Origin of the sequence: Actinopolyspora xinjiangensis, from assembly GCF_900104475.1 — a bacterium.
GTDB classification, from domain to species: domain Bacteria; phylum Actinomycetota; class Actinomycetes; order Mycobacteriales; family Pseudonocardiaceae; genus Actinopolyspora; species Actinopolyspora xinjiangensis.
On sequence record NZ_FNJR01000003.1, the window covers coordinates 127,792 to 140,156 of the forward strand.

Genomic DNA, 12,365 nt, shown 5'->3' on the forward strand with positions numbered 1-12,365 from the left:
AAGGATCATGGGCTGCGGAGTCGCCCACCCGTCATACCCGCGCCCCACGGATGCGTGGTGACAGGACGTCGGACGCCACGAGGCGCCCTCGGCGGAGACCGGCGAGACGCTCCGCTCACCGACGAGAAGGTTCCACGGACCGGGACATCACGCGAGTAACCGCCGCCGAAACGGGCCGGGAAACGAACCGCCTCGGGTCACTGCCTCGGGGACGACGTCTGAGACTCGGCGGCCCGCACAGCGCCACGAGCACGACGGCCGGACCTACGACGCTCCTCGGGAGTCATCCCGCCGAAGATTCCGAAGTCCAGTCCGTTACGCTGCGCGTAAGCGAGGCATTCGGAACTCACCGGACACTTCGCGCATATGGTCTTGGCCTGTTGCACCTGCTGCGCGCCCGGCCCCACCTCGGATACCGGGAAGAACAGTTCCGGATCCTCGTCGCGGCAGCTCGCGCGGTGCTGCCAGTCGGTATTCGTGTTGTCCATCATGTGGCGCCTCCTCTCTTCGCGGGCGCGGTCGTGTGCCTGCCTGGTTGCTCGGACTGGAAAGTCATGCGAAGCATGAGCGGGTAGTGGCTGTGAAAAGGCCGCACGGACGCTACGTGGCGAGTCACGCCGACGTCACGAGGATGGCGACCAACCTCACCCGCAACGTCGTGAACACGGCGAGGGTTCCCTTCCGGCCGGGTGTGTCGGCTCACAGCCCCATTCGACAGCCGAAAAGCCGGAGGAAACGATCGGCGCGCCAGGCATCTCCTCGCCGATCCGGAGATTCGCCGAAAAATGCGCGCGCCAGCACCACGGAATACCGTGGTAACGCCCCTTCTGTTGTCGCCGCATCCACCGTGACCGCCCCGCGGTCCCACCACGTGATCACGTGCGCCGGACCGGACCCCGGCACCACGGCCGGTTCTTCACGATAGCCACATTTCCCTTGTTTGACCAGCATCGACATCGTGGCAACGCCTTGACTGGCTCCGATCGGCCTCGCAGAGTAGTACTCACGGCCGAGCCGTACTCAAAGCCTCAGCGGTCTACAAGGCAGGACTGCCACTGGTCCGTTCGAACCTGATCGACTGCATCATACACACCAACGCGCTCCGCCGTACACCCGTGATCGCCAATTCGATGGGGTGATTTCACATGATCACGGTGTTTCTGGTCGACAACCACGAAGTGGTCCGGCGCGGAGTCGCGGATCTGTTGGAATCCGACCCGGAACTGAAAGTGGTCGGAGAGGCGGACAGCGTCGCAAGAGCACTGGCGCGTGCCCCAGCACTGCGCCCCGACCTGGCTGTTCTGGACGTACGGCTCCCGGACGGCAACGGAGTCGAGCTGTGCCGGGAACTGCGCTCCCGACTCCCCGGACTGAACTGCCTGATGCTGACTTCGTTCACCGATGAGGAAGCGATGCTGCGGGCGATCCTCGCCGGAGCGGGCGGCTACGTGATCAAGGATGTACAGGGGTTCGAACTACTCTCGGCCGTGCACCAGGTGGGAGCGGGACGTTCGATACTGGACGCCAGGGCGACGAGAACGCTGTTGAACCAGTTGCGGAGCAACGGTGACGGTTCGGAGGAACTCCCCCAGCTGTCCGAGCGTGAGCGCACCCTGCTCGACCTGATCGGGGACGGACTCACCAACCGGCAAATCGCACAGCGCATGTACCTGGCCGAGAAAACCGTCAAGAACTACGTGTCGCGGTTGTTGAACAAGCTGGGACTGCAACGTCGCACCCAGGCGGCCGTGCTGGTCACGCGGCTGCGCACCCAACGGGGAACTCCGCGCTGAGGGGCGTCCCGGCACCTCCTTCGAATCAGTGCGGTGGCGACCCGCCCACGGTGGTGGCACCGTGGGAGACGTGTCGGGCAGTGAATCGCCGTCCGGAGGTACCGGCGATTTACCGTTCACCCCAGCGACGCCGAACGCGTCGACGTGGTCGAATTCACGCGACCTGCTGCGCAGGGCTTGGGAACTCATCGAGTGCGGCAGCGGTGCCTACGGAGGAGCGGACGGGCTGCTGGAGGCGATGCTCACCGTTTCCCGCGAACCGGAGCTGGACACGACGCTCCGGCGGATCGTGCGGGCGGCCACCGAGGTCGTGGGAGCGAAGTACGGCGCGCTGGGGGTGTTGAACCCCGACGGAGACGGCCTGGCGGAGTTCGTCTTCGAGGGGATCGACGAACGGACTCGCCGGAGTATCGGCGAGCTACCGCACGGGCACGGGCTGCTGGGGCTGTTGATCGAGCAACCCGAACCGGTGCGCGTGGCTGACCTGTCCCGGCATCCCAGTTCCGTCGGGTTCCCGCACCACCACCCTCGGATGCGGAGCTTCCTCGGCGTGCCGATCCGGCTGCGCGACGAGGTGTTCGGCAATCTCTACCTCACCGAGAAGACCGGCGGCGAGGCCTTCACCGAGACCGACGAGACGATCGTGCGCGCGCTGGCGGCCGCGGCGGGCATCGCTGTGGAGAATGCTCGACTGTACGAACGTGCTCGGCTGGGACAGCGCTGGCAGGAAGCCACCAGCGAGATCCGCGCCGCACTGCTGGCGACCGCCGAGCCCACCGAGGTGCTCGGACTCATCGCCGACCGGGCACACGAGATCAGTGGGGCCGACTACACGCTGCTGGCGCTGCCCCGGAACTCCGAGCTTCGGCCGGAGGAAGTCGAAACGCTCAGGGTCACGGTCTCGTCCGGCTCGTCGAAGAGCGGGCTCGTGGGACGTGAGATCCCCGTGGCGACGTCCACCTGCGGCGAGGTCTTCCGCGAACGCTCCCCACGCCGAGTGACCAACCTGAACCTGAGCCTCGGAAGTGACAACGACGTCCTCGGCCCCGCGCTCATCCTCCCACTGCGCTCCAGCCCCGAGGCGATCTCGGGAGTGCTCGTGGTGGCCCGGCAACCTGGGTCCGCACCGTTCGAGCCGGAACAGCTTCCCCTGGTCACGGGATTCACCGACCAGGCGGCACTGGCACTGCGGTTGGCGGACGACCAGTACCGACTGCGCGAACTTGAGATCCTCGGCGACCGGGAACGGATCGCGCGGGACCTGCACGACCACGTGATCCAACGACTCTTCGCCATCGGGCTGTCCCTGCGGAGCACCCACCGGCTCATCGCCTCCTCCGAGGCCGGGCAACGGCTGAGCGCTACCACAGCGGAGCTGCAGCAGGTGGTCAGCGACATCCGTGACACGATCTTCGACCTGCGGAGCAACGCCCACCACGGCTCACGGCTCCGCACCCGGCTGAACAAGATCCTCGCCGAGTCGACGGCGGAAACCGGACTCGACACCCGGGTACGGATGACCGGTCCGCTCAACGCGGTCCCCGGGGAGCTGGCCGAGCACGCCGAGGCGGTGACCCGCGAGGCGCTGAGCAACGTCGTCCGCCACGCCGGGGCGAGCAGGGTCTCGCTGACCGTCTCGGTGACCGACGAGCTGACCGTCACCGTCGTCGACGACGGTGACGGAATTCCTCGGGAGGTCGAACGCAGCGGGCTGCGCAATCTCGAACAACGCGCCCGGCAGGCGGGCGGGAACCTGCAGACGACACGCCCTCCGGAAGGAGGAACCAGGCTGAGCTGGTCGGCCCCGCTGGTAGAGGCGGAGTCGGGATAGCCGCTCCAGCCGTCGCTCAGCCCGTCACGGTCGGCTCGGCCGCACTGCACTCGGCCCGCAGCACCCCGGGCACGCTCTCGGCCAGCACGCGAGCGATGTGGCGGTCCTCGGGGCTGTCGAACTCGTCGACGATGACCGCGACGCCCTCCGAGACCCGGACGTTCCACCGGCGCGGACCGCCGATGAACGAGAGGCGGTAGCGGACGTCGCGGGCCAACAGGTCGTCGTCACGGGCGAGGGTGCGTACCAGGTCCCGACCGGTGACCATGCCGACGAGCCGCCTCTCGTCGATCACGGCGACGCTGCGCACACGTTCCTCCAGCAGCACCCGGACCAGATCCGTCACATCGGTTTCGGGATCGATGCCGGTGATCCGGGATGAGATCAGCTCCCCCACCGTGTCCGGAGGGACCCGCCACTCCCGATCCGAACCGTCATAGCGGGGATCGCGCGGGAACCGGTCTCGGACGAGGTCGAGTTCCGTCACCGTTCCGATCGGGTAGTCCTCCCCGTCCACCACGGGCAGCGCCGTGACTCCGTGCTCGACGAGCAGCGCGGCGGCGGCCTTGACCGGAGTGCCCTGGTGCACCGCCACGGGAGCCTCGCTCATCACGTCTCGTACTCGCATCCCTTTACCCCTCGTCGCTGTCCCGGTAACCACTCCAGTGACGTTCGAAGTGTTCCCACTCCCGCTGCCAGGCACACCGACGCAGCCGGTCCAGGCAGCAGTGGAACAGCCAGAACCCGCCGACGGAACCGAACAGCACCGTCAACCACAGCGTCGCGGCCGCGGCGACGCCCTCCCGAACCGCCGCCGTGGTGGTCATCGGCGGCGGGACGGAGCGACCGCTCGAGTCTGTCCAGATGCGCACCCGGCTGCTCTCGGGAGCTCCCGCACGGGCGGCCACGGTTCCGGTGTGGACGGTGCCGTCCGGTCCGTGCCAGGTGGCGAGCACCTCGGACCTGGTTCGGGAGCCGGAGCGCACCGCGGCCGGCGGTGGTCCGGCGTCGTCGAGCAGCGTGGCGGTGACCTGCCGCCGTTCCCGCTCCTGATCGCGCGCCACACCGAGCTGCTCCTGGTGAACCTGCGCACCGGTCACCACCGCGAAGGGGGCGGTCACCAGTGGGAGCAGCAGGACGAGCGCCAGCATCCGCCCCTCCAGCCGATCGGAGGGACGGGCCAGCGGATTGCCCTCCGGCAGGAGCAACCGACGTAACCGCAGCAGGCACTCCCCCATCCGGTCATCGCCCCTCTCCGGACGTCCGCGAGCGCGGAGGAATTCCGATCATCGTTCCTCCTGCCGAGGCCGAACCACCAGTACCGGGCAGTGGGCGTGCTCGATCAACGCCTGGCTGGTGGAACCGAGCAGCAGCCCTCGGAAACCACCCCGTCCCCGGCTTCCGAGCACCACGAGGCGGGCCGACTCCGAACCGCGCAGCAGTTCCCGCCGGGGGCGGTCCCGGCCGACGATCCGTCGCACACTCACGTCCGGGTACCACTGCCGCCACCCGGCGAGGCGCTCGGCCAGCAACCGTTCACCACACTCGGCGTACACCTCGTCGGCGCCGCTCTCGCCGGAGGTGTCGTACTCCACATCGCGCCAGGAGTGCACCGCCACGAGTGAGGTGCGCCAGTGGGCCGCGTACTCGAACGCGGCACCGAGGGCTCGTTCACTCATGGGGCTGCCGTCGATACCCACCAGGACCGGCCCCTCGTCCGGAAAACGGTCCTGCCCCGGACGGGGACGTATCACCGCGACCGGGCAAACGGCCCGACTGAGCACCGCTATCGCGGTGGACCCGACCAGCATTCCGGGAAACCCCTCCCGCCCGGACGCGCCCAGCACGAGCAGCTCGGCGTGCTGTGTCTCGGCGAGCAGCGCGGGCACGGGGTGTCCTCGAACCCGGTGGGTGCGTACCGGCGGGCCGTCGGGTCCGCCGTGGGCGGCCGAGGCCGCGAAGGTGAGGATGTGTTCGACGTCGCGCGGGATGTCCGCACCGTCGGCTGCCTCCAGCCGAGTGTTTACCCCCACGGGGCGAAACACGTGCACGACGAGCAACCGGGCACGGCGCCACGACGCCACCGACGCGGCCCAGCGCACCGCGTCGGTGGACGCTTCGGAGCCGTCTACCCCCACCACCACGGTGCGGGTGAGGTCGCCACCCTGGTTCATGCTCGCCCCCATCCGACCCGAGCATGACCGGCCGTGGGCCGCCGCGCACGGCGACTCCGCGGGGAGCTCCGTGCCGCTACCCGGATGACTTTGTGCTCTGTGGTGCGGGTGGGAGGCAGCGGACAGTGGGGCTTACGAATTCTTCGAAGAGCACTACCGGGATGCGACGATGAACACACACCGTGAGCTGCGCCCCCTGACAACGCGGGAGAGCATCGTGCTGCTGTCCTCCGCTCAGGTGGGACGTGTGGTGTTCACCGACGAAGCCCTGCCCGCCATCAGACCCGTCAACTTCGTGGTGGACGGGCCTAGCGTGGTGCTCCGCACCGGCGGGGAGGGCAGCCTGTCCAAGCTGAGCGGGAACGTGGTGGCCTTCGAGGTCGATCACATCGACTCGTCCACCCGTTCGGGGTGGAGCGTGATAGTCCACGGCCGAGCCGAGCGAGTCAGCGACATCGAACAGCTGGTGGCGCTGGCCGACCCGGCCAAGTCCTCCTGGGTACCGATACGGGACTACTTCCTGCGGATCCCGTTCGACATGGTCACCGGACGCCGGTTGGCACTGTCGAACGTGACCAGCGAGATCTCGAACTAGCCGAACCGCTCCCCGTGGGGCTCGTCCTCGGGCCGGACCACGGCCAGCGAGCGGGGAGCGTGTACGACCAGGGAACGGCTGGTCGAGCCGAGCAACATCCCCGGGAACCCCTCGGTCCCTCTGCTGCCGACCACCAACAGCTGCCCCTCGGCTGCGACCTCCAGCAGGGTGCGCACGACGTGTCCCGGAAGGACGAGCCGCTCCACGGGAACGTCGGGGTGGTGTTCGGACCAGCCCGCGAGCCGTTCGGAAAGCAGCGCCCGTTCGGAATCCAGCACCGACTCCGACGAGCGGTGCCCCTGTGCGACGTGCACGGCGGTCAACGAGACCCCGCGGGTGGCCGCCTCCCGGAACGCGAAGGCCACCGCCCGCGAACTGGCGGGCGAGCCGTCGACGGCGACGAGGACGGGCAGCGAGTGCCGGGCGGAGGAGTCCGGGAGCTCGTCACGCACCACCACCGTGGGAACGCGGGAGTGCGCCACCAACGCCATCGCCACGGACCCGATCAACAGCCCGCTGAACCCGCCGAGACCGCGGGAACCGACCACGTTCATCAGGGCGCCGCGGGACTCCCGCAGCAGCGCCACGGCCGGGGCGGCCTCGACGATGCGGGTTTCGAGCTCCGTGCCGGGCACGCCGCCCCGGACGGCTTCGCTCGTGGTGTGCAGCGCCGAGCGGGCCTGGGCTCGCAGGCCGGTGCGCAGGGCGCGCGTGGGCACCAGAAACCGCGGGTAGCCGCGTTCGGGCATGGCGTACCCGTGCACCAGACGCAGCACCGCCCCGTGGCACCGTGCCGTCTCGGCCGCCCACAGCGCCGCTCGCAGCGCGGAGTCCGAGCCGTCGGTGCCCACGACGATCCTGCCGGAGTGTGAAGTCGCCATACCCCGATGGTCGGACAACAGCACGCGGATCGCTCGCGTCGAGCGTGCTCCCGCGTGGCGTCCCGGTTGCTGGACACGGGCCTGCTCGACGCTCGGAAGACCGCCGGGGCGTCATCGGTGACGCCCCGGTGGTACGACGTTCCGGTACAGCGGAGGGTCAGCTGTCCCGGATGCGCACGCGCACCGGTTCGGTGCCGGTGGCCTCTACGGTCACCGTCCGGGCACCGGCCGGGGAGGTGACACGCCCGCCGTCCACCGAGACGGAGTAGCCCGCTTCGTAGTGCCGGTCCGAGACGTAGATCTCGGTCGGTGCCGGGATCGTCGGATCGGGGCGGTAGGTGTACTCGAACTCGCCGGTATCGGCGTCGAAGTCCATGGACTCCGGAGTTCCCGCTGTTGCTCTCGGGTAGGTGCGGACCAGCAGGTCGCCGATCTCCGAGCGGAACGGGTCCGCACCGGGCTCGTCGCCGGAGACGCTGGTGTAGTGCCAATACTGCCACCCCACGAACCGCTGGTCGGCCCGTTCGAGGGTGTGGGCCAGCACCCGCGGCTCGCTGTCGCCGAATTCGGTGACCATGGCCGGCACGTTCGCGCGTTCGACGAAGGCGTCGGCGTGCGACCAGGTCAGTTCGTGCTGGGCGGGGCACGCACCGACCAGCTGCTCGGGCAGCCCCAGGTAGATGGCGGCCTGACTGGCTATGCAGTAGTCGTGGAACGAGAACGCCACCTGATCGTCGGTGATCGGGGGTGTCAGGGGCGGCTCGGCCATGTGGGTTGGCATCAGCTGGTTCCAGGTGACGTTGGGTTCCCAGAACACCGGCATACCGGGATCGGCCTCGCGGATCCGCGCGGTCAGCTTCTCGTGCACCGCCTGGTACTCGCGGTCGAAGGCCGGGCACCCGGCCGGGAAGCAGGTCGGGAACGCGCTACCGGGCCACGGCTCGTTGAGCAGTTCGATGCCGAGCACGGCCGATTCGTCGGAGACGCGTTCGGCCAGGGCCGCCAACGCGTCGCCGAGATGATCGACGGCACCGTCGGTGTTGTTCCAGAACTCGTCCCAGGCCTTGTTCATGCTGGGCATCAGGTAGTAGAGCGGGAATCCCGGGTTCGGCTCCCACGGGAAGGGCTCGGTCTCCACCGCCCAGTCGGGGAACCCGTTGCCACCCCAAGCCTCGCTGAGACCGTCCTGGTGGTTGTCGAGCAGGACGCGTATCCCCTCCTCCCCCAGCGTCTCGACCACCTGGGCGAGGCGGTCGAGATAGGCCTCGTCGATGTCGCCGCGCCGTGGCATCAGCCCGTCGAACGACACCCCGAGCCGGACGGTGTTGAAGCCGTGCCGGGCGAGGAGTTCGGCGTCCTCGGCCGTGACCGTGAAACCGTCCCCCGGTTGGACGTACGGCGCGGTCTTGTCCACGTTGTTCACACCGTGCAGCAGCACCTTGCGGCCGTGCTCGTCGAGCATCCACCGCCCCGAGATCCGCAGCCGATCCGTGACTTCCGATCCTTCGTTCGATTCGGCGTGCACGGGAACCCCGCTCAGCAGTCCCGCCGCCGTGGCCACCACGAGCAGTGCTCGCGCCAGTCGCCGCATACTCCCTCCCGGAGTTTCGGTGTCAGTGGCGAGCGAAATTATATGAATTATTTTCATTTATGGCGACGGGTTCCCGTCCGGTTTCACCGGATCGGAGGCAGCGGGGCACGATCGCGGGACTCATCGGAAGAGCGAACGAGGATTCCACTTTTCCGGTAAGCGGCCAACCGCGCGGTACCGCCCGAGCGGAAGGCTGGCCGCACGCCCGGGCACGCACCGCCCGCCGAGTCCGTCGCACCCGACCGGTCACGACGGACGGTCCCCTATTCCGCGCACCGGGCTGCGAACTCGGCACGACCGCGAGACCGTGGCACCGGAGGGGGCGCTATGACGGGGGAGACAACCTCTCGGATCATCGTCGGTGTCGACGGTTCGGCCGCGTCGAAGGCAGCACTGCGCTGGGCGGTCCGGCAGGCCGAGCTGACCGGCGGTGACGTGACTGCCGTGACCGCCTGGGACTACCCACCGATCTACGGCTGGGAGGTGCCGGGCAGCGAGGACATCACCAAGGACGCGGCGCGAAGTCTGAACGAGGCGATCTCGGACGCCATCTCGAGCACGTCCGTGACCGTCCACCGGGAGGTGATCCACGGCCACCCGGCCAGATCCCTGCTGGACACGGCGGAAGAAGCCTCGGGCGGACTGCTCGTGCTGGGCAACCGCGGCCACGGCGGGTTCCTCGGCGCCCTGTTGGGATCGGTCACCCAACACTGCGTGGCGCACGCCCGCGTCCCGGTAGTGGTGGTCAGACCCGACTGACCACGAGAGACCCGGACACGGGCCGGTGCCGGTCGTCCGCACCCCACCCCCTCGACAGGCCATTCGGTGGCGACGGAGGGAGCGAGATGAGTACCGAGCGGGAACGAGTGGTCGTGGGGGTGGACGGCTCGCCTGGGGCGGCGGAGGCGTTGGCCTGGGCGCTGCGCTACGCCTCCAACAGCGGCGCCACTGTGACGGCGCTGATCGCCTGGGCACATCCCACCTACTACGGGTTGGGTGCTCCGATACTCGAAGAGGACGTCGACGAACAGGCCGAACAGCGGTTGTCGAAGGCGGTCACCGACGCCGTCAACCAGCTCGGAGTCGACGTCGACGTACAACAGCGGGTGGCACGTGGGCTGCCGGCTCGGGCACTGTTGGACGCGGCCGCGGATGCCGACCTGCTGGTCGTGGGCAGCCGGGGACACGGCGGCTTCACCGGCGCGTTGCTGGGCTCGGTCAGCCAGCACTGCGTGCACCACGCGCCCTGTCCCGTGGTGGTGGTGCGCGAACGCAGCGAATGACGCGAGCCACCGGAACCGGGGCGCCGGCCCGGAAGGCACGTGTTCTCGGGCTCCGACGGAACGTTTCACCCCTCGTGGCCGAGGACCGGGAGTGCCCGTTCGGTGGCGAGGCGACATCATGGTTCCGACAGCGGTCCTCGCTACGACGGGTTCGAAGGGTTGGCAACGATGGACGCGGAGCGAACCGGCAAGGTGGTCGTGGGGTTCGACGAGCTCGAGCACTCGCGACAGACGGTACGGTGGGCGGCCTTCGAAGCCGCCAGCAGACAGCGTTGCCTGCTGATCGTCCGCGCGGTGCCGGTTCCGTTGGAACAGTTCACCCGCATCAGGCTGCCCAGCGAGGCCGTGGAGTTCGAACCACTGCGCACCGAGTCCGAGAACGAGCTGAACTCGATGGTGGCCGAGTGCCACGAGGAGCTTCCTCAACTGGAGATCCGCACTTCGATCCGGATGGGACACCCGGCCAAGATCCTCGGTGAGGCCTCCGAGGGGGCCGAACTGCTGGTGCTGGGACCACCCGAACAGACCCAGCCCTGGCGCGTACTGCTCGGATCGACCTCGGCCGAGCTGGTCCGCACCGCCGACCTCCCCGTGGTCGTGGTTCGCGGTGACCGGGAGAACGAGCGCATCACCACCACCCCGACGGAGTTCACCCGGGTGGTGGTCGGTGTCGACGGTTCCCGAGGCAGCGAGCGGGCTATCGAGTTCGCCTACGAGTTCGCCTCCCGGCACGGCGCGGAACTGGTGGCGCTGCTGGCCTGGAACGAGATCCGCAAGTTCGCGACCTCGGCCATCACGCGACGCAAGCTCAACTGGGAGGAGGTGCACCAGACCTGCCAGCGAGTGCTGTCGGAATCGGTGGCCGGACAGCACGAGAAGTACCCGGACATCGTGCTGCGCAGCGAAGTGGTGACCAACGAGGGGGCGGCGGACGCGCTGTTCTCCGCCTCCGAGCAGGCCGATCTGCTGGTGGTCGGCAGTCACGGTAGAGGCCCCATCAGGTCCAGCCTGCTCGGTTCGGTCAGCCACGCCGTCGCCCACTACGCGCAGTGCCCGGTGGCCGTGGTGCACTGACGGCCCCACGGCCTTCCTCCGACCGGTCCTCCGCCGGGGACCGCCCCACTTCGATCGTGGCTAGCCGTGGAAGTAAGCGGGTTCCCCGGTGGCCTGTTCGACGTCGGCGATGGAGTCGTCCAGCAGCTGGTGCGCCAGCTGCGACAACGCGCGCGAGGCGGCGAGCTCGGCACCGATCCTGGGGACGTTGCTGTCCTGTGGGTTGCGACGGGCCAACCCGTTGGCGCGGACTTCCGGTTGGTGCTGCCGGTGCAACCTGGCCTCGGCGTGTGTCCGGTCCTCACGTTCGTCGATGTAAATCGTCACCGACCATTCCTCTGTGGCGATCATGGTCCTGCCTCCGTGCGACCACGAGCGGTCGAAACCGATAGGTTCGGTTCTGTTCCCGGTTTCCGTTCGGATACCGCATCCGCCGGTCCCGTCGTCGTGATGACGACGGTGGCCCTCCTGCGCACGCCCGCAATGTCCGTCGGTGTCCCCATGGTGCGGTGGGCAGCGTTTCCGCCACAAGTGGTCGCCTCGCCACGAAGAACCACCCAGAATTACGAATATTCTCCATGTGCTACCGACGAACATCTCCACCCCGCTCGCCACACCCACGTCGGAACGGTCGATCGGGGCCCGGCACCGTGTTCGGCGTGTGCCAGTTGCCAGCACTGCCCACCAAACGGCCCCAACGTCTGGAAATCGTTCCGCCGAACGGATTCCCCTCGAGTACTGGCGGAGCACGCACAGCGGACCGCGACCGGAGGCGGGAACGGTGTGTCGCGACCTCGCCAACCGGGAACGAATGACATAAGACCCTTCGGAAATTCCACCGCCGGGACCGATGCTGGCGGTAACAACGCTACGGCCTGGGGAGGTGGGCCATGCTCGATCGACACGAACGGCGCAGGCTCGACGAGATCGAGCACCAGCTCAGCGGTGACGATCCCCAACTCGCCGAACTCATGACGGGTGAGGCCTCCCCCGCGCCGCGCAAGCTGCGTCTCAAGCCACGCACGTGGATAATCGCGTTCTCCTACGCCTGTGCGCTGCTGTGTCTGCTGCTGGGTGAGGGAGCCGGTTTCTTTCTCGGGGTCGCGCTGGCGACCGTGATGCTCGGGCTGCACGACTGGCGGATGCGAGCCGTTTGACCACGCT

The 12,365-nt window shown here is 68.5% G+C and carries 15 protein-coding genes; 7 read left to right on the forward strand and 8 right to left on the reverse strand.

The window, feature by feature from the left end; all coding sequences use genetic code 11:
* Window positions 1–197: 197 nt before the first annotated feature.
* Together BLQ75_RS05515 and BLQ75_RS22975 are read right to left on the reverse strand one after the other, a co-directional pair.
* Window positions 198–488 (reverse strand): WhiB family transcriptional regulator, encoded by a 291-nt coding sequence (locus tag BLQ75_RS05515; protein ID WP_170837347.1) that lies wholly within the window; start codon window positions 486–488, stop codon window positions 198–200.
* Between the two features lie 211 nt (window positions 489–699).
* On the reverse strand, window positions 700–957 hold the full coding sequence (locus BLQ75_RS22975; RefSeq protein WP_139182920.1) for a hypothetical protein: 258 nt from the start codon (window positions 955–957) through the stop codon (window positions 700–702).
* A 188-nt stretch (window positions 958–1,145) separates the two neighbouring features.
* On the opposite strand from BLQ75_RS22975, the gene BLQ75_RS05520 reads away from it, so the two are divergent.
* A complete protein-coding gene (locus BLQ75_RS05520; RefSeq protein ID WP_092598788.1) occupies window positions 1,146–1,793 on the forward strand; it encodes a response regulator in 648 nt (215 codons plus the stop codon).
* A 70-nt stretch (window positions 1,794–1,863) separates the two neighbouring features.
* Window positions 1,864–3,624, forward strand: coding sequence for a sensor histidine kinase (locus BLQ75_RS05525; protein ID WP_211481182.1), 1,761 nt, complete (start codon window positions 1,864–1,866; stop codon window positions 3,622–3,624).
* Between the two features lie 16 nt (window positions 3,625–3,640).
* Here the strand turns inward: BLQ75_RS05525 and BLQ75_RS05530 are convergent, their stop codons facing one another.
* The 3 genes from BLQ75_RS05530 to BLQ75_RS05540 are packed head-to-tail and all read right to left on the reverse strand — an operon-like array spanning window position 3,641 to window position 5,810.
* Window positions 3,641–4,234, reverse strand: a complete 594-nt coding sequence (locus tag BLQ75_RS05530) for a CBS domain-containing protein (protein WP_244515256.1) — start codon at window positions 4,232–4,234, stop codon at window positions 3,641–3,643.
* 22 nt (window positions 4,235–4,256) lie between these two features.
* Window positions 4,257–4,862, reverse strand: a complete 606-nt coding sequence (locus BLQ75_RS05535) for an Rv1733c family protein (protein ID WP_092598794.1) — start codon at window positions 4,860–4,862, stop codon at window positions 4,257–4,259.
* 48 nt (window positions 4,863–4,910) lie between these two features.
* Window positions 4,911–5,810 (reverse strand): universal stress protein, encoded by a 900-nt coding sequence (locus BLQ75_RS05540; protein ID WP_092598797.1) that lies wholly within the window; start codon window positions 5,808–5,810, stop codon window positions 4,911–4,913.
* A 157-nt stretch (window positions 5,811–5,967) separates the two neighbouring features.
* On the opposite strand from BLQ75_RS05540, the gene BLQ75_RS05545 reads away from it, so the two are divergent.
* Window positions 5,968–6,393, forward strand: a complete 426-nt coding sequence (locus BLQ75_RS05545; protein WP_092598800.1) for a pyridoxamine 5'-phosphate oxidase family protein — start codon at window positions 5,968–5,970, stop codon at window positions 6,391–6,393.
* On the opposite strand, the gene BLQ75_RS05550 is transcribed toward BLQ75_RS05545, so the two are convergent.
* Together BLQ75_RS05550 and BLQ75_RS05555 are read right to left on the reverse strand one after the other, a co-directional pair.
* Complete coding sequence (locus BLQ75_RS05550) at window positions 6,390–7,274, reverse strand: universal stress protein (RefSeq protein ID WP_092599617.1); 885 nt, start codon at window positions 7,272–7,274, stop codon at window positions 6,390–6,392. The genes BLQ75_RS05545 and BLQ75_RS05550 overlap by 4 nt on opposite strands.
* A 157-nt stretch (window positions 7,275–7,431) precedes the next feature.
* Entirely contained in the window at window positions 7,432–8,865 is a 1,434-nt protein-coding gene (locus tag BLQ75_RS05555; protein ID WP_092598803.1) for an endoglycoceramidase I, read from the reverse strand.
* 327 nt (window positions 8,866–9,192) lie between these two features.
* Here BLQ75_RS05555 and BLQ75_RS05560 point away from each other — a divergent pair, with 327 nt between their 5' ends.
* From BLQ75_RS05560 to BLQ75_RS05570, 3 genes are all read left to right on the forward strand, one after another.
* Complete coding sequence (locus BLQ75_RS05560; protein ID WP_092598805.1) at window positions 9,193–9,624, forward strand: universal stress protein; 432 nt, start codon at window positions 9,193–9,195, stop codon at window positions 9,622–9,624.
* Window positions 9,625–9,710: 86 nt separating this feature from the next.
* Entirely contained in the window at window positions 9,711–10,148 is a 438-nt protein-coding gene (locus BLQ75_RS05565; RefSeq protein WP_092598808.1) for a universal stress protein, read from the forward strand.
* A 168-nt stretch (window positions 10,149–10,316) separates the two neighbouring features.
* Window positions 10,317–11,222, forward strand: a complete 906-nt coding sequence (locus BLQ75_RS05570; protein WP_092598811.1) for a universal stress protein — start codon at window positions 10,317–10,319, stop codon at window positions 11,220–11,222.
* 60 nt (window positions 11,223–11,282) lie between these two features.
* Here BLQ75_RS05570 and BLQ75_RS05575 read toward each other — a convergent pair whose 3' ends face one another.
* Window positions 11,283–11,528, reverse strand: coding sequence for a DUF1876 domain-containing protein (locus tag BLQ75_RS05575; RefSeq protein WP_244515257.1), 246 nt, complete (start codon window positions 11,526–11,528; stop codon window positions 11,283–11,285).
* A 563-nt stretch (window positions 11,529–12,091) separates the two neighbouring features.
* On the opposite strand from BLQ75_RS05575, the gene BLQ75_RS05580 reads away from it, so the two are divergent.
* The gene (locus BLQ75_RS05580; protein WP_092598817.1) at window positions 12,092–12,358 is read left to right on the forward strand and encodes a DUF3040 domain-containing protein; all 267 of its coding nucleotides are present in this window, start codon (window positions 12,092–12,094) and stop codon (window positions 12,356–12,358) included.
* Window positions 12,359–12,365 lie beyond the last annotated feature (7 nt).

Bases quoted from the DNA above. Each gene is read 5' to 3' on its own strand.
- BLQ75_RS05545 (WP_092598800.1), top strand. From the start codon at position 5,968: ATGAACACACACCGTGAGCTGCGCCCCCTGACAACGCGGGAGAGCATC.
- BLQ75_RS05560 (WP_092598805.1), top strand. From the start codon at position 9,193: ATGACGGGGGAGACAACCTCTCGGATCATCGTCGGTGTCGACGGTTCG.
- BLQ75_RS05515 (WP_170837347.1), bottom strand. From the start codon at position 488: ATGGACAACACGAATACCGACTGGCAGCACCGCGCGAGCTGCCGCGAC.
- BLQ75_RS05540 (WP_092598797.1), bottom strand. From the start codon at position 5,810: ATGGGGGCGAGCATGAACCAGGGTGGCGACCTCACCCGCACCGTGGTG.
- BLQ75_RS05520 (WP_092598788.1), top strand. From the start codon at position 1,146: ATGATCACGGTGTTTCTGGTCGACAACCACGAAGTGGTCCGGCGCGGA.
- BLQ75_RS05565 (WP_092598808.1), top strand. From the start codon at position 9,711: ATGAGTACCGAGCGGGAACGAGTGGTCGTGGGGGTGGACGGCTCGCCT.
- BLQ75_RS05555 (WP_092598803.1), bottom strand. From the start codon at position 8,865: ATGCGGCGACTGGCGCGAGCACTGCTCGTGGTGGCCACGGCGGCGGGA.
- BLQ75_RS22975 (WP_139182920.1), bottom strand. From the start codon at position 957: ATGTCGATGCTGGTCAAACAAGGGAAATGTGGCTATCGTGAAGAACCG.
- BLQ75_RS05530 (WP_244515256.1), bottom strand. From the start codon at position 4,234: ATGAGCGAGGCTCCCGTGGCGGTGCACCAGGGCACTCCGGTCAAGGCC.
- BLQ75_RS05535 (WP_092598794.1), bottom strand. From the start codon at position 4,862: ATGGGGGAGTGCCTGCTGCGGTTACGTCGGTTGCTCCTGCCGGAGGGC.
- BLQ75_RS05570 (WP_092598811.1), top strand. From the start codon at position 10,317: ATGGACGCGGAGCGAACCGGCAAGGTGGTCGTGGGGTTCGACGAGCTC.
- BLQ75_RS05580 (WP_092598817.1), top strand. From the start codon at position 12,092: ATGCTCGATCGACACGAACGGCGCAGGCTCGACGAGATCGAGCACCAG.
- BLQ75_RS05550 (WP_092599617.1), bottom strand. From the start codon at position 7,274: ATGGCGACTTCACACTCCGGCAGGATCGTCGTGGGCACCGACGGCTCG.